This is a genomic window from Psychrobium sp. 1_MG-2023, from assembly GCF_030689115.1.
In the GTDB taxonomy this organism is placed as follows: domain Bacteria; phylum Pseudomonadota; class Gammaproteobacteria; order Enterobacterales; family Psychrobiaceae; genus Psychrobium.
Genome location: NZ_JAUYVJ010000001.1, coordinates 34,324 through 57,001, shown reverse-complemented (window position 1 = coordinate 57,001; position 22,678 = coordinate 34,324). Strand labels below are relative to the sequence as shown.

The 22,678-nt window shown below is 41.1% G+C and carries 20 protein-coding genes; 7 read left to right on the top strand and 13 right to left on the bottom strand.

Features of this window, described 5'->3' with window-relative positions:
* Window positions 1-39: 39 nt before the first annotated feature.
* Window positions 40-2,460, bottom strand: coding sequence for a glycerol-3-phosphate 1-O-acyltransferase PlsB (gene plsB, locus Q8W26_RS00205; RefSeq protein WP_101212691.1), 2,421 nt, complete (start codon window positions 2,458-2,460; stop codon window positions 40-42).
* A 277-nt stretch (window positions 2,461-2,737) separates the two neighbouring features.
* Here plsB and lexA point away from each other — a divergent pair, with 277 nt between their 5' ends.
* Both lexA and Q8W26_RS00195 read left to right on the top strand, forming a co-directional pair.
* Window positions 2,738-3,361 (top strand): transcriptional repressor LexA, encoded by a 624-nt coding sequence (lexA, locus tag Q8W26_RS00200; RefSeq protein WP_101212689.1) that lies wholly within the window; start codon window positions 2,738-2,740, stop codon window positions 3,359-3,361.
* Complete coding sequence (locus Q8W26_RS00195; protein ID WP_101212687.1) at window positions 3,358-3,903, top strand: SulA-like leucine-rich domain-containing protein; 546 nt, start codon at window positions 3,358-3,360, stop codon at window positions 3,901-3,903. The genes lexA and Q8W26_RS00195 overlap by 4 nt, the downstream gene beginning before the upstream one ends.
* Before the next feature lie 56 nt (window positions 3,904-3,959).
* On the opposite strand, the gene Q8W26_RS17860 is transcribed toward Q8W26_RS00195, so the two are convergent.
* Window positions 3,960-4,172 carry a DUF1107 family protein gene (locus Q8W26_RS17860; protein ID WP_101212685.1) on the bottom strand — a complete coding sequence of 71 codons (213 nt, stop codon included), beginning with the start codon at window positions 4,170-4,172 and terminating at the stop codon, window positions 3,960-3,962.
* 303 nt (window positions 4,173-4,475) lie between these two features.
* The gene (locus Q8W26_RS00190) at window positions 4,476-4,991 is read right to left on the bottom strand and encodes a winged helix DNA-binding protein (RefSeq protein WP_101212683.1); all 516 of its coding nucleotides are present in this window, start codon (window positions 4,989-4,991) and stop codon (window positions 4,476-4,478) included.
* A 101-nt stretch (window positions 4,992-5,092) separates the two neighbouring features.
* On the opposite strand from Q8W26_RS00190, the gene Q8W26_RS00185 reads away from it, so the two are divergent.
* Complete coding sequence (locus Q8W26_RS00185) at window positions 5,093-6,448, top strand: MATE family efflux transporter (RefSeq protein WP_101212681.1); 1,356 nt, start codon at window positions 5,093-5,095, stop codon at window positions 6,446-6,448.
* Window positions 6,449-6,461: 13 nt separating this feature from the next.
* Here the strand turns inward: Q8W26_RS00185 and Q8W26_RS00180 are convergent, their stop codons facing one another.
* The 9 genes from Q8W26_RS00180 to Q8W26_RS00140 all read right to left on the bottom strand — a co-directional run bounded on the left by Q8W26_RS00180 (window position 6,462) and on the right by Q8W26_RS00140 (window position 16,821).
* Window positions 6,462-7,481 carry a GGDEF domain-containing protein gene (locus tag Q8W26_RS00180; RefSeq protein ID WP_101212679.1) on the bottom strand — a complete coding sequence of 340 codons (1,020 nt, stop codon included), beginning with the start codon at window positions 7,479-7,481 and terminating at the stop codon, window positions 6,462-6,464.
* Window positions 7,482-7,510: 29 nt separating this feature from the next.
* Window positions 7,511-8,680: a heme biosynthesis HemY N-terminal domain-containing protein gene (locus Q8W26_RS00175; protein WP_101212677.1), complete on the bottom strand. Its 1,170-nt coding sequence runs from the start codon at window positions 8,678-8,680 to the stop codon at window positions 7,511-7,513.
* A gap of 2 nt (window positions 8,681-8,682) precedes the next feature.
* A complete protein-coding gene (locus tag Q8W26_RS00170) occupies window positions 8,683-10,107 on the bottom strand; it encodes a uroporphyrinogen-III C-methyltransferase (RefSeq protein WP_101212675.1) in 1,425 nt (474 codons plus the stop codon).
* Window positions 10,094-10,846, bottom strand: a complete 753-nt coding sequence (locus tag Q8W26_RS00165) for a uroporphyrinogen-III synthase (RefSeq protein ID WP_305471815.1) — start codon at window positions 10,844-10,846, stop codon at window positions 10,094-10,096. Before Q8W26_RS00165 ends, Q8W26_RS00170 begins: the two co-directional genes overlap by 14 nt.
* Before the next feature lie 22 nt (window positions 10,847-10,868).
* Window positions 10,869-11,801, bottom strand: coding sequence for a hydroxymethylbilane synthase (gene hemC / locus Q8W26_RS00160; protein WP_101212671.1), 933 nt, complete (start codon window positions 11,799-11,801; stop codon window positions 10,869-10,871).
* Window positions 11,802-11,891: 90 nt separating this feature from the next.
* Window positions 11,892-12,704, bottom strand: a complete 813-nt coding sequence (locus tag Q8W26_RS00155; RefSeq protein WP_101212670.1) for a DUF2914 domain-containing protein — start codon at window positions 12,702-12,704, stop codon at window positions 11,892-11,894.
* 90 nt (window positions 12,705-12,794) lie between these two features.
* Window positions 12,795-13,754 carry a polysaccharide deacetylase family protein gene (locus Q8W26_RS00150; RefSeq protein WP_101212668.1) on the bottom strand — a complete coding sequence of 320 codons (960 nt, stop codon included), beginning with the start codon at window positions 13,752-13,754 and terminating at the stop codon, window positions 12,795-12,797.
* A 1-nt stretch (window position 13,755) separates the two neighbouring features.
* On the bottom strand, window positions 13,756-15,498 hold the full coding sequence (locus Q8W26_RS00145) for an asparagine synthetase B (RefSeq protein WP_305471810.1): 1,743 nt from the start codon (window positions 15,496-15,498) through the stop codon (window positions 13,756-13,758).
* Window positions 15,499-15,558: 60 nt separating this feature from the next.
* Window positions 15,559-16,821, bottom strand: coding sequence for a glycosyltransferase (locus tag Q8W26_RS00140; protein ID WP_101212666.1), 1,263 nt, complete (start codon window positions 16,819-16,821; stop codon window positions 15,559-15,561).
* Between the two features lie 103 nt (window positions 16,822-16,924).
* On the opposite strand from Q8W26_RS00140, the gene Q8W26_RS00135 reads away from it, so the two are divergent.
* The 4 genes from Q8W26_RS00135 (at window position 16,925) to Q8W26_RS00120 (ending at window position 22,024) form a co-directional block, all read left to right on the top strand.
* A complete protein-coding gene (locus Q8W26_RS00135; protein ID WP_305471807.1) occupies window positions 16,925-17,551 on the top strand; it encodes a tetratricopeptide repeat protein in 627 nt (208 codons plus the stop codon).
* Window positions 17,552-17,668: 117 nt separating this feature from the next.
* A complete protein-coding gene (locus Q8W26_RS00130) occupies window positions 17,669-20,080 on the top strand; it encodes a class I adenylate cyclase (protein ID WP_101212662.1) in 2,412 nt (803 codons plus the stop codon).
* Window positions 20,081-20,212: 132 nt separating this feature from the next.
* Window positions 20,213-20,746 (top strand): redoxin domain-containing protein, encoded by a 534-nt coding sequence (locus tag Q8W26_RS00125; protein ID WP_101212656.1) that lies wholly within the window; start codon window positions 20,213-20,215, stop codon window positions 20,744-20,746.
* 99 nt (window positions 20,747-20,845) lie between these two features.
* The gene (locus Q8W26_RS00120) at window positions 20,846-22,024 is read left to right on the top strand and encodes an acyl-CoA dehydrogenase (protein WP_101212649.1); all 1,179 of its coding nucleotides are present in this window, start codon (window positions 20,846-20,848) and stop codon (window positions 22,022-22,024) included.
* Here the strand turns inward: Q8W26_RS00120 and Q8W26_RS00115 are convergent.
* Window positions 22,021-22,599 (bottom strand): hypothetical protein, encoded by a 579-nt coding sequence (locus Q8W26_RS00115; RefSeq protein WP_101212643.1) that lies wholly within the window; start codon window positions 22,597-22,599, stop codon window positions 22,021-22,023. The two genes, Q8W26_RS00120 and Q8W26_RS00115, sit on opposite strands and share 4 nt — an antisense overlap.
* Between the last annotated feature and the right edge of the window lie 79 nt (window positions 22,600-22,678).

Sequence of the window (22,678 nt, the reverse complement as noted above, 5' to 3'; positions counted from 1 at the left end):
CCTCCACGTCAAGGTGTTAAGTAAGCCGTATTAACTCGGTTAATTCAGGCTCACTTTAATTGTTGCCAATACATTTGGTAATAATAACCCACTAACTGTTTCCACCAACTGGTCCACTTTCGGTAAGTGGCTATCATCATGGTCAATATAGCCTTGCTCCTTTAATTCCGAAATGAAACTTGAAAGCACCTGCTTATCAAAGAACTCAGGGGCGTTTATACCATGAATATTCGATAAACGTTTCGCTAAGGCGTGACTGTCATTATTCAGAGCACTACGCTCAATATGAGGCTTCTTCTGCATAATTTTCAATACAATCGCATAACGTTCTAATGTTTCTTGTATATGTTGAGCAAGGATCATTAATTGCGGCTTATGAGCTGTCATAATGGTGTATTGCCCATCACTATCGCTGATCAATTCTAATGCCGTTAATGATAGTAAGATATCATCAACATAAGTCGCTAATTCTTGCTGAGAAAGACCGATAAATAATTCATTCTTCAATAATGGATATAATTGCTCAATCACATTATCAAGTTGCTCTCTTGTTTTAACCCCGTGATAAACAAACGAGGCCGCGATTAATGACGGCAATGCAAACAGGTGCAAGATATTATTACGATAATAAGTCATGGTCACTGCACTAGAAATATCAAGGCTAATCACTTGCCCTAAATCATCCTCACTGACGGTAAACTTCTTTAACTCTATCGCATGAGCCAGTAGCTCTTTACCACTTAACTCAGGAATAGTAATGTCAGCAGAGTAACGCGCTTGACGTAAAAGTTTGAGGTAAAGGTCTAGCTGGGCTTCTAATGTCGACTTAGCAATAACACGACGTTCAACACCTAATACCACTAGAGCCGAGAGAGTAATAGCCGTAACTGCCGCAGCATTATTGATATTAACCATCACTTTATTAGCCAGACTATTAACCGTTGGAGTTAACCATGACGGCTTTTGTTGCTCCATTGGATTAATAGACTCATGCCATTGAGGTACTTCATTATCGAGGTGTTTATTGAGCGAAATAGGCTGACCAAAATTCACATAACCACGGCCGAAGTTTTTCAGTTTACGCAATGTTTTTACCACTTGCCCCACTGACTCTTTCTCTTTCGACTTTCCTTTCAATTCACTATGGTAAGTACCCACTTCCATGACATGGTCATAACCTAAATAAACGGGTACCAAAGTAATTGGGCGTTCGATGCCGCGCAATGCACCTTGTACCGTCATCGCAATCATGCCTGTCTTAGGAGACAGTAAACGACCTGTACGAGAGCGACCCCCTTCAGTGAAATACTTTACCGAATAGCCATTATTAAAAAGTTGGTGCAAGTACTCCCTAAACACTGCAGCGTATAATTTATTGCCTTTAAACGTTCGACGCATAAAAAAAGCACCGCCGCGGCGGAAGATTGGTCCCGCAGGCCAGAAGCTTAAATTAATTCCCGCAGCAATGTGTGGTGGCACCATACCCTGTCGGTAAATAACATAACTTAGCAATAGGTAATCCATGTGACTACGATGACAAGGCACAAAGATTATTTCTTCTCCGTCTTGAGCGAGTTGACGAACACGCTCCGCATTACTGATATTGATGCCTTTATAGAGCTTATTCCACAACCAAGTCAGAACACGATCGCCAATACGAAGCAAGCGCTCAGAGTAGTTAGCGGCTATTTCGTCAACTAATTTAGACACTTCTGCTTTAACTTGATCATCTGATAGATTTTTTTGCTGCGCATATTCTTGCATCGCAACTTGTAACGCTGGCGACTTCATCAAACGTTGATCAAGTGAGTTTCTATATAGCAGCTTTGGCCCTAGCATTGTTTGGGCCTGCCGGTGAAAATGAAAACGTGCAAGACGTGATAGCTTGTGAGCAATACGCTCATCACTACTACGAGAAGCAATTAACTCGACCATCGAGATTGGTTGACTAAAGCGAACAAAGTTGTCTCGGCCAAGAAACAACACCATCATTATCTTTCTGAGCCAAGAAGCTTGTTCATCAGCAATCACGGCAGCTTTGACAGTATCGTCTTCCCGCCCTGGCTTACGCCCCCAAAACAAGGCTACAGGTACAATCTGAACATCTTGCTGTTCTGGTTGACGTAGGAAATTTATCAGTTCACTAAAGCGATTAATAAATTTATTGGCATCATTATTTTTGCCAAAAACAGGCACCCGACCCTGCACACAAAAATAACGAGGGATCTTTCGTTCACCAAGTTGTAGTGGCTGAGTAGGTAAAGGTAGCTTTAATGACTTACAAATTCTCTCTAATGCCACCAAGTCTGTTAATGACTCCGTTTTAAGCACATAGACAATGGGCTTGTGACGATCAATATTAAGCTCGGCGCAGGGATCTTTCGGTACGAGCTTGCTACGAACTAAGAAGCGAACTGGCCAACGTAAAATATTCACCCAACGTGATAGAGAGTTTGTCATACACACTTTTACCAATAACTAAACAGAAAACACGCGTAATATATCAAATTTCATACTAAGCCCAAAGGTATTACCAGTTATTATTTGTGGCAAGTTCATTTTAACTAATACTCGATAAGAGCAATCTATTAAAGATTAGAACACCGTGGCGTAATTTAATTATTAAAGTAAAGTTTTTTTGATTAATACTTGCACAGTAATTTTTACTGTATATACTGACAGCTATACTGTATGAAAACCCAGTTCATTTATTCTAATTTGGTGCTAAGGCAAGTATATGAAAAAGTTAACTAACCGTCAGGCTGAAATCTTACAGCTTATCAAAGACAATATAGCCATTACAGGCATGCCGCCAACACGAGCTGAGATTGCTAAAAAGCTTGGGTTTAAATCAGCAAATGCTGCTGAGGAACACCTTAAGGCCTTAGCCAAAAAAGGCGCTATTGAAATCATCCCTGGCACATCACGCGGCATTCGTTTACCTCCCGAAGCTGCCAATGACAGTGAAGAGCAAGGCTTACCATTGATAGGCCAAGTGGCTGCTGGAGAACCGATTCTAGCTCAAGAGCACGTTGAAGCACATTACAAAGTCGACCCTAGTATGTTTCATCCACAAGCAGATTATCTGCTACGTGTTAACGGTATGAGCATGAGAGATATTGGGATTATTGATGGCGATTTGCTAGCCGTACACAAAACAACCTCGGTTAACGAAGGTCAAGTTGTGGTCGCACGTGTAGAAGACGATGTAACGGTTAAACGTTTTGAACGACAGGATAATAAAGTTTTACTACACCCTGAAAACCCAGAGTTTTCAACCATCGTCGTCGATTTGGAATATCAATCATTAGAAATTGAAGGTTTGGCAGTTGGCGTGATAAGAAATGGAGCTTGGCAATGAAATCATTATATTTAAACCAACAAACAACTGAGAACAACTTTGCAATCAGTTCAGGTTTTAACCATTTAGATAACTTGCTAAATCAGGGTGGTTGGCAATCACAAACGATTAACGAGATCGTTAGTCAATCTAATGATGACCAGCAGTTAGAGATTCTTGGGCCAACCCTTAAAAAGCTCAGCGAACAGCGTCGCTGGATTGTATTGATTGGTGCACCGAAACAACAACTCAAAGCATTAAGCGAGCAATACCAAATCGCAAGTGATAAGATTTTATTAGTTCACCCAAAAGATCAGGTTGATACTTTATGGGCAATGGAGCAAGCATTGATGTCAGGAACTAGCAGCGCAGTTATTGCTTGGCCAGACTCAGTTAATGCTAGGGACTTAAAACGTCTGCAGCTTGCTGCAAAACGAACTAGCGCCTTAGCGTTCGTTTTTAATATCAATCAGCAACAAACACAACGCCAATTGAATTGTCATAGTCAAAATCAATTAGCGCAGCATGTTAATCTTAGTAAGTTAAGTGGTGCATTTCACTAAGCTTTGCGACGATTTAGTAAAGCCTAAAGTTCGATTACTGTGTAACTAGTATCAAGCTAATCCCACTGGGCAACAGGCCGTTTAGACTTAATAGATGAGTTCACCTGTTGAACAAAAGAGCTCTGCGTTCGGGTTGCGTTTTGTGGTAAACACAGCTGCCCTTGTGAAAATTTGAAACGTCCAAGCGAATCGATCTCTATCGTTCCTTGGAAGAATATCTTGATATGTTTAACAATTTGTCTGATTGATTGTTTTGCAAAAACTTTCATCTTATCCCTATGAATTCAACCTTAGTGGAATAGTAAGAACACAATTCAGTTAAAAAGTTCACAAAAAACCAAAGTATTAAACTTATATTAACTTCATAAATAACGTGTACATCTTTATCGGGCTAAAATGATAGCTTCGTTACTTATTATCTAGAATAACTACATACGCCAATAAATACCTTCCCGGCATCGATGTTATTACTTAGGTTCTGTTTGGAACGTAGCACCTGCACTCTAATTCGTTTATTCACGTTATCGCTTATTCGCGATACCAAAGGGGTCACTTAAATAACGGTATTGGTATTACAACGATGCAGCACTTCGAGAAGATTGATCATAAAAACCGGAAAGGACTCTTAATGCACTAGCCATTTCACTTAACTGTTGTTCCGTCAGATTTAAATCTTTAAGTGAGTCAATCAAACACTGCTCCCGAACCGCTTTATAACGCTCACAAAACTGCCAACCCTGCTCTGATGGTTTATAAAAGGTCTCCTTGCCTTTTTTAGTTGACGTTATCATCGCTAACTTGACTAATTTTCTCAACGAGTACGCAACGTTATGGCTATCTTCTAGGTTTAATGAAAAGCAAATATCAGCGAGCTTTTTAGCACGATCTCGGTGAGCTACATTGTGAACGACCTGAATATCAAGCGAGCTTAACTCAGTAACCCCAGCAGCTTGGCTACAATGCTGCATCCAACGTAAAAATGCATTATTCATCATTGTCAATCCATACTCAAATTCACTAAGTTGTGGGCAAGACGAAGATACCAAATGTGATGATGAAACAATGACAGGTGAAGTCTTATGCGACATAATGCTTCCTAAAATATAAAGCCAAAAAACAGAACAACTCTGCGCAGTTTATCTCATACCCAACATTTTTTATATTGCCTTTAACCAAAGTAAGAGAATTAGTGAAACAGATTATTAACAAGATCAATACAGCCAAACACCGTATTGAAGCAAAGACATTATTAAAACTGGCCGTTCCTGCTATTTTGGCTCAAGTGGCACAAATGTCGCTGGGTGTCATAGATACTATCATGGCAGGACGCTATAGCGCAGATGCGTTAGCAGCCATTGCTATTGGGGTCAGTATTTTTAATCCAATCATTGTTTTCATTATTGGGATATTCTTAGCGTTAAGCCCTATCACCGCTCAATTTAATGGTGAAGAAAATAAAAAAGGTGTGCGCCAAGCATTTCAGAGCGGCATTGTACTAGCTGTGCTTCTGGCTCTTCCTAGCTCGCTACTATTAACATCGCTTGAGCCGTTACTTTGGCAAATTGGGATAACAGAGAAAATAATTCCATTAACCAGCGGCTATCTCGAAGCATTGGCCTGGGGATTGATCCCTCTCTATTGTTTTTTTGCCCTGCGTTTCTGTAATGAAGGGATGTTTGCCACAAAAGCAATCATGTATTGCTCAATTGCAGCCATACCATTTAATGTCGTGTGCAATTATTGGTTTATCAACGGTGGCTGGGGCTTAGCACCTATGGGAGCAGTTGGTGTTGGCTGGGCAACGGTGGTTGTATGGTGTGTAATGGCATTATCTCTAATCTCTTACACTGCTTTGGCTAAACGTTACCATGGCTATCATTTATTTACCCACTGGATAAAGCCAAAGCTAAAAACCTATAGCGAAGTCTTTAAAATTGGCTTGCCGATGGGAATCGGGCTAGGCATGGAGGTAGCTCTATTTGGTGCTGTGGGTTTAATGATAGGTCGCTATTCAGTGCCAGAGATCGCTGGTCATCAAATTGCGCTAAATATATCCTCAATGGCATATACCATTTCTCTCGGGTTATCTGTTGCTGTAACTGCCCGCGTTGGTTACCACATCGGCAAAAAGGATCGTATACAAGCAAGAGACACCGGATATATGGGCATTGGTTTTGGCGTTATTATTTCCTGTGTAACAGCCATAGCCATGGTCTTGTTTAACCAACAATTAGCGCAAATATTTACTGCTGATACTCAAGTTATTACAGTGGCAGTCCAGCTATTAATACTTGCGGCAATTTTTCAACTATCGGATGGTATTCAAGTAAATGCAAGTGGAGCGCTACGAGGTATGAAGGATACTAAAGTTCCGATGCTGATCTGCACTGTCGCTTACTGGGTGATCGGGTTTCCAGTCGGTTATATCTTCGCAGAACACTTTGGTATGGGTGTGAGAGGATATTGGTTAGCTATTATCACAGGACTTACTTTGTCAGCAATATTAATGACAAGACGTTTCTACCAACTTGTAAGAGTTCCTTAACTCAGGGATTATGTCATGCTTTAACAGTCCGGTTTCGTCCCTGCTTTTTAGCCTTGTACAAACGTTCATCGGCTAATGCAATCAAGCCATTTATATCACTAGTAGCAGAAAACTCTGCAACGCCAAACGAACAGGTGATAGAGCTAATCAACTCACCTGTTTTCTTAGTTTTGATCACGAGTTTTTCGATTGAATGACGAATCTTTTCGGCATAGTCATATGCTTGAGCTAGTGTGACACCGGGCAATAGAATGGCAAACTCTTCTCCACCAAATCGAAAAGCCATCGCTCCATTATCACCATTATGGGTTAACTTTTTACCGACTACTTTGAGCACTTTGTCTCCCAATAAATGGCCGTGCAAGTCATTAAATCGTTTAAAGTGATCAATATCTGCCATCACTAAACACATCGTAGTATTTGGAATCGCCAGTAAAGCTTCGACCTCTTGCTCAAATGACCGACGATTTAACAAGCCAGTTAGCGCATCATATAAAGCCTCTTGCTGACTGCTAGCTAATTTCGCCTTCAATACTCGAATCTCTTCTTGTGCTGAGTCTAAAGAATTGGAGTAATGCTTAGCCTTATCTTTCATGGCTAATGACTTGGATACCAAGTCATCAACAAAATGGTCAACTTGCTCAAAGTCATGTTTATTAGCAACGACACCAGTCAAGTCATCATGGCACTTATCCATTTCATCTTGAAACTCTTTAGCACCTTCGCGTTGAGCTGACACATAATGACTCAATGTCGAAACCATAGACTCAATGGATTTTTGTAACTCTAAAGACTGATCACCTTTAACATGCTTATTATAAAGCTGCTCAGCTCGGTAAGACGGACAAGTCTTGTATAATTGAATAGCACTATCAAGTTCTTTATTTAAATTAGGGATCTGATTCGACGCATAGGTATACCATAACGCATAATTTACCGGAATAACCGGCACATTATATTTCATCATCAATGGTATAGTTTTCTTTAATGTTGCGACTGAGTCATCGAAAACAACAGTATCGTCAATTGACATCTCGATCCCTATTTAAAATCATTCATTCCTTAATATAAAAATGCAGCTTCTTTAAAGCTAGCAAGAGCATCTGTTTCTTTACCTAACTCAAGCTGTGCAGCCGCTAATTGGTTATACAAGGTTGCACTCGGCGTTAATTTAACCGCATGCTCAAGCCAGTATACTGCTTGCTCCCAATCTTTAGCTTTTACCATTAATTGACCAGTAGCAGTTGCAAGTAATGCATCTTTATTTTCACGTTGAGCTAATTTCAACAACTTGTCTTTACACGCTTCAACATGGTCGCCATCAACAGCATTGATAACGTTTAGCAAGTCTTCTGAAGTATCTTGAGTTAAACGTTTAAATAAGTCTTTTTCAACACTTTCGTAATCACCTAAATCAACCATCAATAAAGCATAACGACCAAATACGGCTTGCTCATTTCTTAATTTACGCGGTACGGATTTAAAGCTGGCTTGTAAAGCCTCTAAGCCCTGCTGCGACGCTTGCTTTAACAAACCTTGGTAGCACTTTATACGTAGCTGTTCTACAACTTCCGCTTCAATCACCTGAAGTTTTTTAAGCTTATCTAGCATTGCAAGTAAGGTATTCCATTTCTCACAATGTTCATAGACCTTGTACGATAAACGCATAATTTCAGGCTGTTGGAGAACTTGAGACGGCTGATCTTGTAACCAGTCATAAGCGGCGTCGAAACCACCTTCCTCAATTTGTAACTGTAACCTAGTTGTATTTAATGCTAAATTTTCACTGTCGATGTCAGCAGCTGCTGCCAAGTATTGATCGCGTTGTTCAAGCTTTCCAAGCTGCTGCGCAGCTTTCGCCGCTGTTAAATAGTTAAGCAAAGGCTGCTCGCTGAAACGAACATGGCGAGTACTATTCTTTTCTGCAGCAAGATACTGACCACTGGCAAGTTCTAACACACTGGTAAACGTTTTCTCTCTGGCAATCCGGTGACGACGCCAACCAAACCAATGGCGCGTTCGCCCCCATAGCGTTAATGTATTTACCAAAGCCCATTCCGCAAACTGTAACAGTGCATAAAACACCAGAATCAGCATCACCATAACAACGACACTACTCTCGATCGTCCAATCATTGACAGCAATAAGCACATAACCTTTTTGGTCCATCAATAATGGGCCGACAAACAGGCCAGCAAAAATAATCAGCGCTAAAATTAATAATCTAACCATGATTAAGGCTCCACTGTACGAGTACGGCCAATATTACGAGTAATTAGCTCATCCGTAATTAATGTGCTGCTTTTTAATCGTTGCGGGTAGCTGATATTGACTGATACTTTATGCAGCTTTTCCAACTCACTCAACATAAATTCAGTGGTGCTATCTTGGCGATCAAAGAACTGCATAGTCCAACGTGTTGACAACTCAATTGCATGTTCAAATGCATCTTGTTGATGACGATAAATAGCTAATTGGGCTTGGATTAATTTACTCTTTAAATTCTCTTCTAAATACCATTGTTGCTTTGGCGATAATAAAGGTTCAACACCACCCGTACGACGGCGAACAGTGATAAAGCCTTCACTAAATGATTGCCATGTTTTCTCTAAGTTATCTTTCCAATCATCAGCGGAGTTTGATAACTCTTTAGAGTCACCCTCTTCTACTGCGTCAGCAAGTTTAATCATATTTAGTTTTAAGTTATCGACCTGACTAATTAAGCCATCAATTTTTAATGCATATGTTTCCGTTTGGTCGCTAGGTAGCGCTTGTAGCGATGCAATATCGTTAGCTAACGCCTTTCGAATATGAATCAATGATGGATCATTCATTTCCGCAATACGTAAATCAGCGGTTGCTAACAGCTCACTGGCCGTATTTTGATCTTTTTCTTGCCATAGTTTACGTCCTGCTAGACGAACTAAATAATTGGCTTCAGCTAATAACCAATCATTTGGGCGGCGACCAGATAACTCTAAGACTTTATCCTGAAGTATTTGAGTAACATCTTGCTGCTGTTCAATTTCTTTGCTTAATTGTGCATTCGCTTGTGCAATTGACTGCTGTTGCGCTTGAAGTTTTTGCTGTGTTTGGCGCTGCATGCTACTAAACTCATCTTCTTGAGATTGTTTCAACTCATTAATAGCAGCTTTGTCATCACCTAGCTCATTGTAGAGCCAATAACCGCCATAACCACCGCCACCAGCAAGTAATAAGATCAAGAAAATAGCAAAGACAGCTAACTTGCTAACTTTATTTTTATACTTTTTATCGAGTTCTTGTTCTGTTGGAATGTTTGCACTCATTGCCACAACAGGTTCAACTGGCTTTGCTTTAACATCAACAGGGGTAGTCTGTTCGCTAACACTACTCTTCTCAATTTTTGGTTGTTCTTCACTTACAGAAACTTCATCTTCATTGATAGTTTTTGGCTGTGGCTCAGCGTCGCCATCTGTTTGTTGAGCACTTTCATCCACTGGCACTGATTTTTCTTCAGCTTGTTTTGTGTTGACAGTATCCAGCTCAACACCGTCGCTGTTCTGTGCAAGACTATCGTTGCCCTGTTCAAGGTTATCTTCTACAACCTTCAGTTCTTCCGCCTGTTGTGCGGTATTTTTTCCAGATTTTTTCTGATTTGCGTTTCTATTTTTTTTCATTGGGAGAGCTCTGTAATTTCAATAATTTGCTTAAAATCGCTTGATCATTTGCACCAGAGGCAATAACGATTCTCGACAATCCGTGTGCTAAAGCAACCTTGGCTACACGAGGGCTTGGCACAATAATAGTTAACTCAACTAACCATGATTTATGGCTATTATTCACTAAATGTAATAGGTTTTGTAGAATTTCTGCACTAGTTACGACTATAGTTGTAACGTTTTTGTCCCGCCATTGAGCGATTAATAGTGCACTATCGCTAACAATGTTGACTCGTCGATATAGTTGGCAATAATCAACACTAGCACCGCGTAATCTGAGCTGCTCAGCAAGTGTTTCTCTACCGCCTAGTCCACGCAAGATAATAACACGCTTACCATCAAGCCTTTGTAGTTGTGGCAGAGCTAACAAACCTTCTGTGCGGGGGTCTTGTGGTACCACCGCAGCAACCCCTTGCTCAGCAAACGCTTGGCTCGTTGCCTGGCCAACTGCAAAAAACGTTGGCCGTTGTGGCCAACGTTGACCGCAAGCCTTGAGTTGCTTCGCTGCTGAGTTAACCGCATTCATACTAATGGCGATAATAATATCATCTGCTGTTAGCTCACCGATTAACGAGGTCAGCTCTGGCGTAGCCAGGAACTCTATTTCTATTAATGGGTAACAATGCGATTCTACCCCATTCGCTAAGAGTAGTTCAGCTAATGGTTCATTTTTTCCTCGAGGGCGAGTTAAAAGCACGCTCCCGACAAAAGAATTTAAATTACTCTTGGGCATATACTTTTTGTAAAATTTCTCGCCCACCACGCTCAAGTAAACGGTCAGCTAAATCAATTGCCGTTTGCTCTGCATCGGCAACGGGACCTTTAGCTTCTTCACGTAACATTACGCTACCATCAGGGCTACCAACAAGAGCTCTTAGCCAAAACTCATCACCATTAAGGACACAATAGCTACCAATAGGTACCTGGCAGCCGCCCTCTAAGCGTTTATTTAATGCTCTTTCTGCTAACACACGAGTTCGAGTTTCTTTGTGTTCTAATGGAGCTAATAACTCTTTAACTCTTTCATCATCGTCGCGACACTCGATACCTACAGCGCCTTGACCAACAGCAGGTAACGACTCTTCTGGTTCAATAAAAGAGGCGATGCGTTGTTCGAGCTCTAAACGAATTAACCCGGCAGCAGCAAGGATAATCGCATCATACTCACCGTTATCAAGTTTACCTAAACGAGTACCAACATTACCGCGTAAATCACGAACGACTAAATCAGGACGAGAGGCACGTAGCTGACATTGGCGACGTAAACTTGAAGTACCGACAACAGCACCTTGTGGTAAGTGCTCAATTGATTGGTATGTGTTTGAAACAAACGCATCACGCGGATCTTCACGTTCACAAATAACATGTAACCCTAAGCCTTTAGGAAAATCAACAGGCACATCTTTCATCGAATGTACCGCAATATCAGCTCGACCTTCTAACATAGCTGTTTCAAGCTCTTTAACGAATAAGCCTTTACCACCGACCTTTGCTAATGGCGTATCCAAAATTTTATCGCCTTTAGTTACCATAGTAACAAGTTCGACTTTAAGTGACGGATGAAAACGCTCTAATTCAGCTTTTACAAACTCAGCTTGCCATAGGGCTAATGGGCTTTTTCTTGTGGCAATACGCACAATTTCAACAGACATAGATTTTCCAAGACGTTTAAGGTTTATAACTACAAATACTAACATTATCACTGCCCATTGTCTTAGCAATGATAGATAAAAATAAATAAACTAATGAGCGATATCAAAGTTAACTGAGTGAATTACTTCGTTTTGCTGGTTCACTACTTCGACTTTCCAAGCGCCAACCATGTCATCGGTAAACGCCTTACTTGAGTAGGTTCGCCAATTATCCCCATCAATGCTTAACCTAACATTAGCGAGAACCTCACCTTCCAAGCTCCAACGGTGAAATATATCCTGCCCATTAAGCAACTTCACTTCGCTAAACAAATAAACCTGATTAGTTGTAGCTAAAGAAATAGCACTATTTAACTTATCAAGCGGCTCTCGTGCAACAATAGCAGATGTTAATTGCGCTCGGACAATATGAGAATTTTGCTGAGAACTTCTATCGGCATGGTTTGACAAAGCCACAGCTTTAACTTGCTTAACCACATTGGTAGCTAAGCTTTGCGTGGACAATGATGCAGCTTTTGGGCTTTCATGGGGTGTGGTCAAAAAACGCTCTTCGGGTTGACCCGCTTTAATCAGCCTATCAGGAGCCTGCGCTTCCAACACTTTACCCTCAAGGGTTTGCGGTGGAGCTTTCTCAATAGCCTTATCACTAGGAGATATCTCAGGCTCAATTTTTTCAGCAATAGGTTGTGATGGTTCTAATACATCGGCCATAACTTGATTAACAATTTTTGGTTGAGCAGCAGGTGTTATCAGCGCTCGATAGCACACATAGCCGATGGTGATAATAATCAAAAGAACGGTAATAACAAATTTAGTAATTTTAATGACGTCAAAGGGCGGTTTCACATCAGAACGTAACAGCTCTTGAGTAGGGTTCACTTCAATCTTTATTTTTAATTGCAAAATAAATACCTGTTATTCATATGTTCGAGTCCTTTGATTGGTCTCGATTTTAAAACAACTCAACCGATAATGCTAAGCCTTGTGAAAAAATTAGCGGTGAACATTAAATGTATTTAGTAGTAATTGCATGTGAAATTTCCATAATGATTTATGCCACGGCGTATATCGTGGTAATTGTAGCGGGTCTGTCGTCGGCGAAGACACCCCCGCATGAGTCGTAACAGCGAAAGGAATGGCCAGTTTAGATAATAGACTCATCGTCTGGTCATTATAATCTTCACCGAATCGACCATTTGGGTAAGCAAAAAGCAATGGGGATCTTACATATGGCAACTGTGACAACTTCTCAATATTGCGCTCTATTTGTTGTTGCTGCTGTTCTGACTCTAATACCGCTAAGATTGGATGCTCATCAGTATGGGCCCCTATCGAGACGCCATATTCGTTTAGCTGCTCAAGCTGCGCCCAGTTCATCATTTTCGATGACGCGTTTTCAAATTGATGTGCCATCATTATTTCTTTAACTCGACTAGCGCGTTCTTGATAAGGCACATATTTGAGAGCTTCTAAGGTGCTATTAATTAACGATAAACGCTGTTGTTGATTTGAGACCTGGTGAACCCCTAACCCAATTGACGAAAAATCAAACTCACAAATGCCATCAAATGCGATAAGGTCAATAATATTATCATTCCACATATTCTCGCCGTCAGTAAATGCCGTGGCGACAAAAACGGTAGCAGGTATGTTTAGCGACTTTAAAATCGGCGCTGCAATTTGGAGATTATTTACATAGCCATCGTCAAACGTTACAACAATGCTATTGGCTGGCAGCTTTTTTTTCGCCAATAATTCAAGTGCTTCATCCAACCCCAGCGGAGTAAAGTATTGTTTTATCAATGCCATTTGTTGCTTAAACAGAAATGCTGTCGGAAGATCTGAGCGAAATGGATCCTCACGCTCTAACACTTGATGATAAATTAAGATGCTTAATCTATTACTTGAAAACAGTGAACCGACACCTTGAAATAATCGATGTAATCCTCCCACCTTATAAACCCCTACTCTCTAGCCATAACTCTAGAATCACTAAAATCCAAATCAATTCGCCATAATAACTCGTATGTTCTTGTTGATGCTTGCCTAATGCTTGCTTTAAAAAGTGTGCTTGAAAAATATTGCGTTTATTTAATTGGCATAAAGCATCTTCTGCCATTTTCATCAACGGCTTACTTTCTTTCATCCAAACCCCAAAAGGCAAGCCAAAACCATGTTTCTCTTTTTCCAGAGTTTCATTGGATAAAAACCCCCGAAATGCTCGCTTATAAAAATCTCTTAACTGATTACCCGCTAACTTTTTACCTGGTGATATACAACAGCTAAAGTCCACCAGCTCCTTTTCTAACAAAGGGTAGCTCACTTCAATACCAGCCTTTTGGCACATCTTACTGACCTTCACCAAGTCATTGTCGGCCAAAGTGTGTTGCCAGTCTAAAAACAACATTTTCTCTAGAGTGCTTTGAGTTTTCGCTTGGTTATAGCGAGCTTGTCTTTGCTTTTGAGGCTCAGCGATATCCACTTGTGCTAAAAATTGTGGTGTGAACATTTCCTGCAGTGGAAATTGATTCATAAAGTTATAATTGTCTAGACGATCAGGCAAAGGAACATTGGCTTGCTTTAAGTAGCTAGCCACTTTTTTAAGCCCCGGTATGTTCGTCAGTACCTTAGGCCTAAAAGCCGTTGTCAGTATAAGCTGAGCAATGTTTGGGATCTGATGAAAATGCTCAAAGATGCGCTGCTGAGCATAACGTTCATTGCCAGCAAATATTTCATCACCACCATCACCAGCAAGTAAATGTGTTACTCCATGTGACTTTGCAAATGTAGCACAGCTATATGCAGCCATCGCTGATGAATTACCAAAGGGTTGATCAAAATAACTAGCAATCGCTTTAAAGTTGTCAATTAGCGCCTGAGGTTGTAACACTAAGCGATGGTGTTGCGTTGAAAAATGATCCGCGGTCAATTGCGCATAAGCACTTTCATCATATTCTTTCTGCTCGAAGCCTATCGAGAATGTTTTGGCCGTGCCCTGGACCTGCTTTAGCATGCCTGCAACAGTTGAGCTATCCAGCCCACCACTTAAAAAAGCACCACATTGTGGACTAAGCTGCTGTTTTACAGCCTGAGAAACAAGCGAGCGACATGTCGTAAATAATGCTTCATCTCCTTCTTCACTATATTGATAGCGCGGTTGATATAGCACTTTTGAAGTCAATTTATTATTCGTTTCAATCCGGATCATCTGCCCCGCTTCGAGCTTAAAAACCCCTTGATATATAGTCGTGGGCGCAGCAATACAGTGATAGTAACAATAATTAAAAATTGCTTGAGGGTTAAGCGACAGTTCACTAGTATTCATCACGTTCAAACTATTACTAATGGTAAGCTCATGCTCAGTTAAGTGATAAAATAAAGGCATCGAACCAACGTGATCGGTAATTAACTCGATATTATGACTAACCTTGTTATATATCACCGCTGCAAAGAAGCCTGAAATACGAGAGTAAAAGCCCTGACCATAGCGCTTAAGCGCATTAAGTAAACAAACCGCTCCTCGCCCTTTATTGCTAGCCAATTGCTCTTCTCCATATGGTCGGACGTTACCCCAGACAATCACTTGATATTGCGAGCTTTCTGCCTGAGAAATCACCTCGTCAGACTTAATGCAGACATCCCGCTGCCAAGCAAACATCAGGTCACATTCAGAAATCTTTTGTAGTGATGAAGGCATATTAGCTTCCTTTTATCATTGGTTTATTCATCTAACTCAACCTTGCCATAAACATATTAATTACGTTATTTCTTTTAACAGCTCACAAAATTTGGCCGCTTGATATTGTCGTGACAGCTGTGCAGGTGCAGCAGGAATATTGAAGTTTTGCGTCTTAATATCGTTTATAAATGCCATCAACCCTTGTGCGATCAGCTCGGTGTCATCAAGGGGGATAACGCGGGGGTAGTTTTGCCCTTTAAGTAATTGTCCAGTATCGCCTTCTTGAGGCATTAGCCCTAAAATGGGCTTTTGAACTTTCAGGTATTCATACACTTTAGCGGGTATCTGATAATTACAATTTGCGGCTTGAAGCACTAATAAACCATCGACGCTAAACATTTCTTCCAGCGCCTCTTTGTAGGGAACAATAGGGGAAAACGTTATAATATCTTCGATATCAAGTTGCTTAATAAGCGGTTTAAACTCTGCACAGTGACCTGCGGCACGCAGCTTAATCCTCAACTCACTGGCATCAATTTTTTGCTGTTTCTTTAAGGTCGCTATTGCTTGAAACAAATGCGTCGGGTCCCGCTCACTTGGGTAGATAACACCGCTATGTAGCAACGTTATTGGCTGTTCCGGATCTGCTGCGTCATCATTTCCCCCATTGCTGATTTTCACTGGGGGCACAGCCAATGACCTGAATATTTCCTCATCGTAGCCGTTACTAATCACTTTAAAAAAATCATCATCACATTGAGGAAATCGTGCCTGATAAAGCTTTCGTGTTCCTTCCGTAGTCACCACTAAGCACCTACCATGCTTAACAGCCACTCTCTCAATCCACTGAAAGATTCTTTTTTTGATTGGGTTGGTTGGATAGTCAACTTGTGCCATTGGGTCACGCAAATCAATGACCCAAGGTACATTTGTAAGGCGATGGAGGATATAAGCGATGATATGAGCTGTTGCTATTGGATAAGTAGAGACAATGACTTTAGGCTTATGACGACGAATTTCTCTAAGACCTGATACGACACCGCCAATGATCCAGCTTTGCCAGTTGTCGGGCAACGCCAGCCAAGAAAGATACTTCCCTCGAAAGCTAAAACTCTTGGCAGCATCTCTAGCAAAGCTGCGTATGACTTTTACTTGGCTCGGGACAAGGTCTTTTTGCTGCTGCGACCATTTTTCATAGGCCGTTAACGAGACACTTAATACCCTTACATCCCAACCTTGATGTGCCAAATAACGAGTAAACACTAAGCTTCTTAACATACCACTACTGCCTAAAATCGGCGGGTAATGAAAAGCCACATACAAAACGGATTTATCCTCCATGAGTGTTCACGTCCCCTCAATCAATTCTTAGTTAGGTTCAACATCTTTTTTATAATTATGTCTATACTGAGTTTAAGAATAGTTCAAAAATATGGATAAAGTTTTGAAAAAATCTCATCGCGCTAAATACTTGCTAGGAATGGCATTAATTGCTCTCCCTCTCTTTAGTCAAGGCCAGTCAATTAGGGATAATCAACACTGTGGGATCAAGCAAGGGCAGCCGCTTAGCAATGCTTATGGCCCTTTTGATTCAACTAATCCACAGCATCGAAGTAAGCTTGGTGTCGTGCTAAAATACCACTTCAATGATAACGTCAGGCGGCTACAAGGCAAACGACATTCCAGTGATTTAGATTACACCTTACGAGCCATTCCTAACTATCATCAAGCCTTATATGCTGTCTCACAATATGAACAAAGGGGGCTTTTAAAAGGGTTTTATAATGCCGATTGCTATTTCAAACGCGCATTATACTTCCAGCCCAAAGATGCGGTTTCATACATGCTATTTGGTATGCACCTACAAGCGACAAAGCGCCTCAATGAAGCAAAAAAAGTGTACCAAAGGGCACTCAAAATAACGCCTACCGCCGCTGAATTAAATTACAATTATGGTTTATTACTTTTTGAACTTGGTGAATACAACGCTGCAGAAAAAGCCGCCCAAAAGGCATATCAGAAAGGCTACCCACTCAATGGGCTAAAGAATAAACTCGCTTCGGTTAGATAACAGCGTTATCGAAATAACAACAGCGCGAACGCCTGTGATGAGTGAAGCTAAAAAACAGTGGTAAAACAAAGAGACTATTCGCTAAAATAGGGCGTACCCTTTCGAGTTAAGGTAGCCATGGTGAACCATACAGAGCTAGCGCAACATAGTAGTATCCTTGATACACCAATAGATCGCTCTCGCCATATCGGCTTAATGTTAGATAAACTAACATCGCAAAATAAGCAATTGGGTGAATTACTCCCTCTGTTAATCCATTGCAACGATCCCTGTTTGCCTAGTTACGATCCAGACATACCCTTATGTCAAATATCTCATTACACACCGAGCATAAAAGCCCAGCAACTCGCTCAAAGCTTTTTTAATTTTCAATACCACTCAGTCAAAGCCGAGCCGTTAATTGATGGGCTTTACACGATAGGGAGCCTTGGTAGCATCGGCCAAAGCTGCAACTCAGATTGGGATGTATGGCTATGTATCAATGACAACAATAATGAAGAGATTAATAGGAAAATAGCAGCTAAGTGCTATTTAATCGAACAATGGGCCGAACAATTAGGTGTTGAGTTACATTTATTTATTGTAACAACCAACCAGTTTAAACAAGAGATTAAGTCAAGTTTCGACAAGGAGTCAAGTGGCAGTGCGCAACATTGGTTGTTACTCGATGAGTTTTATCGTTCAGCGATAGCACTGGCAGGAAAACCTATTGCTTGGCATACAAAGGAGCAACAGCAAGCCACTGATTACCTAGACTTTGGTCAGCCACAACCCATTCCTGCCCAGGAGTATTTTGGGGCAATGATGTGGCAGCTTTATAAAGGCATTGACTCACCTGAAAAGTCATTACTCAAGGCCATTCTGTTAGAGTCGTATTTTAATGATTTTCCAGAAACAACCCTATTAAGCCAACAGGCTCAGCAACAGCTTAAAAAGGGGAAATTCACCGATCATTATTTATTATTACTGCAACGGGTCAGTAAATATTTAATAGAGCAGCAAGACTTTGAGCGGTTAGAGTTAGCCCGGGAGTGCTTTTATTTAAAGTGTGCCCCTGGGCTGAGTTATATTAATAATGCTGATGACTACGATTATCAACAGAAGATCTTAGCCGGACTCACTGAACAATGGGGGTTTACCCACAAAAAGATATGCCACTTAGATCGTTGTGAACGATGGAGTCCCGTCGATGTTCAACACCACCATCAAGCATTAGTATCTGCATTATTAAAAAGCTATCAATTCATGAAAAAGATGGCGCAAACCCATCATGTTGATGAGGCACTTTACCCCCAAGAGTTAACAGTACTTAGCCGTAAGCTATATTCTGCTTACCAAGAGTCAGCGACAAAAATCAGTCGTCTACCACAGCAACACAAAGCTCGAACAAGCACCAATGAGCTATTTTTTAGAAGAGGTTTAGACAAACAACAACAGCGGCAATGGCTATTGTTAAACCAAGCTCCGGTTTATGGCAAGAATACTATTATTCACGAAGACAAGAAGATCATTAAATTACTCGCTTGGGCCGCCGTTAATCAGATTGTATCAAGTAAAACTCAAATAAAGCTCCCTATCGATATTGCTCAGGAAAGCCATAAAGTGAATCAGGCAATTCACATTCTAAGCGATGAGTTTGCAGTGAAAAGTCAAGCAACGAAAAGCGCGCTGTCCCAAGCAAGTCGAGTCGAAAAAGTCATACTATTAGTGAATATGTGCCGCGATAACACAACGTCTTTTCACGGCCAATCACAAATCATGGACTGGCTCATCAGTAATATTTTTTCTATTGGAAGCAAAAAACACAGTCTAGTTTCTAGTATTGATTTAGTTTATCGCAACTCATGGAATGAGCATCATGCCATCTCTTTTAACGGTGATCTGGCGATATTAAAGATGCTGTGCCATTTAATTAGCTTAATTAGACCCGCAGACCCGACACCGGATTTTAGTGTTCATAGCCTTTCAGCACAGCATGATGTGTTATTAAAAGACCATGTACTCTTTTTACTCAAAGAGTGCATTGCGATTAACAAAAAATCGAGTAAACAAGGTATTCAAGTCAAGTCATTAGTTGTTGCTGGAAAGCTTTACGGTCTTTTTTTTCAACAAGATAAAGTAGAGTTCAAAACAATTAGTAGTGCAGTCGAGCTATACCAACAACTAAGCAAAGCACCGTTAACCCAACTGCCCCACCAACATCAAACAACGAACAAACTGACGAGAATTATTTATGAACACGGCAGTATCGGCTATGTTCAGTTCTTTTTAGAACAGCAAACAGCCGGGATTCAAGTGTATATCTTAGATGAGCACAATCACCTTTCTAGTTACTGGCAAGACCAACAAACTGAAGAACAATTAATTCGAGAAATATATCGTTTCTACACATTTACCAAAGAGCAACAAAATATCACGCAAGAGAAACTTGCGATTAGTTTTAACCTACCTCAGTTTAATCGAATCACGCAAAATAATAGCGTAATATTAATTGAACCTTTTGATCGCCAAGCTGATGAAATCTTCTAAATGGATACTTCTCTCAAGGTTTAATCCTCATTAAGTCAGTGCCATAGGGCTTTGCTGTTATTTTTCTCAGCGCAATTTCCAACTCCTGCCTATAATAAACAATGAGAATAAAAAAGGAGCTTGAGCAATCTCATGAGTAGCAACAAACTAGGTGCAGGAGAACAGTTCCCTCGAATCTCATTACCCACCATCAGCGGCGTTGAAATTGAAATTAGTCGACCGTACCATGATGCCACATGGCAACTAATCGCTATATACCGAGGAGGGCACAGCGAAAGCTGTACACAATTTTTGAACTCTTTAGAAGATGCCAAACTAACACTCGCAGAAAGTGGCATTAGTATAGTGGCAGCATCAGCCGATGATGCTCCCCAGCTACAATCTCATTTGCAGCAACTGCATGTGTCCTACCCGTTGGCCTACGGCCTTTCTTTACAACAAATGCACGAGTTGGGATTATTTATTTCAGTCCCTAGTGATTTTTCAGAAACCAATCACCCGTTTGCAGAACCAGCATTATTTGTCCTAAACGAGAAAGGGCAAATTGTCATTATGGACATAACCAATAATGAATTATGCCGCCCAGAATTGTCGCGCTTAATTCATGGCGTTAAGTTACTGCACGACAGTGAAACACCTCAAACGATTAGTGGCAGCTTTAGTTAACAGCGCAATTGTATTTTGTTGATATAGAATAATTGGTTTGGCGTAAACTTCAGCATAATATAGCTTCTATAATCCCGCCGCCGATTACATGGAGCCTTTATGCACAACACGCCGCAATTTAACTGGCAAGATCCACTGCAACTCACCTTACAATTAAGCGAAGAAGAGCGAATGATCCGTGATGCCGCCCATAACTATTGCCAAGACAAATTACAACCCCGAGTGCTATTAGCTAATAGGCAAGAGTCCTTTGACCGAGATATCATGTTTGAACTCGGCGAGCTAGGCTTATTGGGCTCCACATTACCCGAGGCCTACGGGGGCAGTGCTGCTAATTATGTGAGTTATGGTTTAATCGCTCGTGAAGTAGAACGGGTTGATAGTGGCTACCGCAGTGCAATGAGTGTGCAATCTTCCTTAGTCATGTACCCTATTTACACTTATGGTACAGAACAACAACGGTGTAAATTCTTACCAAAACTGGCCACTGGCGAGTGGGTGGGTTGCTTTGGTTTAACCGAGCCAAACTCAGGCAGTGATCCAGCCTCTATGCTCAGTAAAGCAACCAAAGTCGATGGCGGTTATTGCTTAAATGGCACGAAGATGTGGATCACTAACTCCCCTATCGCTGATGTATTTGTCGTATGGGCGAAGCTCGATAACGTGATACGTGGGTTTATTCTAGAAAAAGGGATGCATGGGCTATCTACACCAAAGATCGAAGGCAAGTTTTCATTACGGGCATCAATCACCGGTGAGATTGTGATGGAGAATGTGTTTGTCCCTGAGGAAAATATTTTTCCTGAGATCACTGGCTTGAAAGGTCCTTTTGGTTGCCTTAACAAAGCTCGCTACGGTATTGCTTGGGGAAGTTTAGGCGCAGCAGAATATTGCTTTAATGCAGCAAGAAGCTACACCCTCGATCGTCAACAGTTCAACCGTCCCCTTGCAGCCAACCAGCTCGTGCAAAAGAAATTAGCCGATATGCAAACTGAAATAAGCTTAGGTTTGCAAAGTTGCTTGCAAATGGGCCGACTCATGGATACACATCAATGCCCTGTTGAGCTTATTTCATTATTAAAACGTAATAACTGTGGCAAGGCTTTAGATATCGCCCGTATTGCAAGAGACATGCATGGCGGCAACGGTATTAGCGATGAGTTTGGAGTTATTCGTCACGTGATGAATCTAGAAGCGGTCAATACCTATGAAGGTACGCATGATGTGCACGCCTTAATTTTAGGCCGTGCAATCACAGGAATTCCAGCTTTTTGTTAGAGGTGATTTAAGCGGCTAGGTAAGTGTGCTCTATCCCAATAGATCGGTTGTTTGGCTTGAGCACTCAACAACCGATTAAATTGCTCAAACGAACTTATTTCACGGTCCAATCCAGTTAACCAACGCCATGTATGACGATAGCAATTTGCGGTGAATAAATCATAACGGTGGAAAGTGAAAATATCATTCACAGCAGCCCCAATAGCCTGATTAACCACAATTGGTTGCGCCCTACGATCGCAAGCAATAAAAATATTCTTACCACTACGTCCATGTAAAAATCGTTTAAAAGATACCGCTCGTATCAAGCCACTGCCATGTAATTCAATAATAGTATCGTCATCAACGACAATACCAGTATGCTGGAAGGCTTGATACACTTCACAACAAACAACACTCCCCGGCATAACCCTAACTAAGTGCTTACTAGGCAATAACTCTGAAGGTTCACGGCCCATATCATGATTGTTCGGTCTGAAACGTTGACGATCTTGCTTACGTAAGTGGCTTTTTTGCTCACTATAGAGTGCAACCGAACTTAGAGCAGTCCCCAATAGTATTAACGGTAACGGCATATTGACTCCTCATTTCACTCACAGGCTGAACTAAACACAGTGTAACTTATTTACTTCAAAGGCAAAGCATAGCTATGTT

What these genes read in the sequence shown, in the direction of transcription:
- plsB (WP_101212691.1), bottom strand. Translation starts at nt 2,460, where the DNA reads ATGACAAACTCTCTATCACGTTGGGTGAATATTTTACGTTGGCCAGTT.
- lexA (WP_101212689.1), top strand. Translation starts at nt 2,738, where the DNA reads ATGAAAAAGTTAACTAACCGTCAGGCTGAAATCTTACAGCTTATCAAA.
- Q8W26_RS00195 (WP_101212687.1), top strand. Translation starts at nt 3,358, where the DNA reads ATGAAATCATTATATTTAAACCAACAAACAACTGAGAACAACTTTGCA.
- Q8W26_RS17860 (WP_101212685.1), bottom strand. Translation starts at nt 4,172, where the DNA reads ATGAAAGTTTTTGCAAAACAATCAATCAGACAAATTGTTAAACATATC.
- Q8W26_RS00190 (WP_101212683.1), bottom strand. Translation starts at nt 4,991, where the DNA reads ATGTCGCATAAGACTTCACCTGTCATTGTTTCATCATCACATTTGGTA.
- Q8W26_RS00180 (WP_101212679.1), bottom strand. Translation starts at nt 7,481, where the DNA reads ATGTCAATTGACGATACTGTTGTTTTCGATGACTCAGTCGCAACATTA.
- Q8W26_RS00175 (WP_101212677.1), bottom strand. Translation starts at nt 8,680, where the DNA reads ATGGTTAGATTATTAATTTTAGCGCTGATTATTTTTGCTGGCCTGTTT.
- Q8W26_RS00170 (WP_101212675.1), bottom strand. Translation starts at nt 10,107, where the DNA reads ATGAAAAAAAATAGAAACGCAAATCAGAAAAAATCTGGAAAAAATACC.
- hemC (WP_101212671.1), bottom strand. Translation starts at nt 11,801, where the DNA reads ATGTCTGTTGAAATTGTGCGTATTGCCACAAGAAAAAGCCCATTAGCC.
- Q8W26_RS00145 (WP_305471810.1), bottom strand. Translation starts at nt 15,498, where the DNA reads ATGCCTTCATCACTACAAAAGATTTCTGAATGTGACCTGATGTTTGCT.
- Q8W26_RS00140 (WP_101212666.1), bottom strand. Translation starts at nt 16,821, where the DNA reads ATGGAGGATAAATCCGTTTTGTATGTGGCTTTTCATTACCCGCCGATT.
- Q8W26_RS00130 (WP_101212662.1), top strand. Translation starts at nt 17,669, where the DNA reads ATGGTGAACCATACAGAGCTAGCGCAACATAGTAGTATCCTTGATACA.
- Q8W26_RS00125 (WP_101212656.1), top strand. Translation starts at nt 20,213, where the DNA reads ATGAGTAGCAACAAACTAGGTGCAGGAGAACAGTTCCCTCGAATCTCA.
- Q8W26_RS00120 (WP_101212649.1), top strand. Translation starts at nt 20,846, where the DNA reads ATGCACAACACGCCGCAATTTAACTGGCAAGATCCACTGCAACTCACC.
- Q8W26_RS00115 (WP_101212643.1), bottom strand. Translation starts at nt 22,599, where the DNA reads ATGCCGTTACCGTTAATACTATTGGGGACTGCTCTAAGTTCGGTTGCA.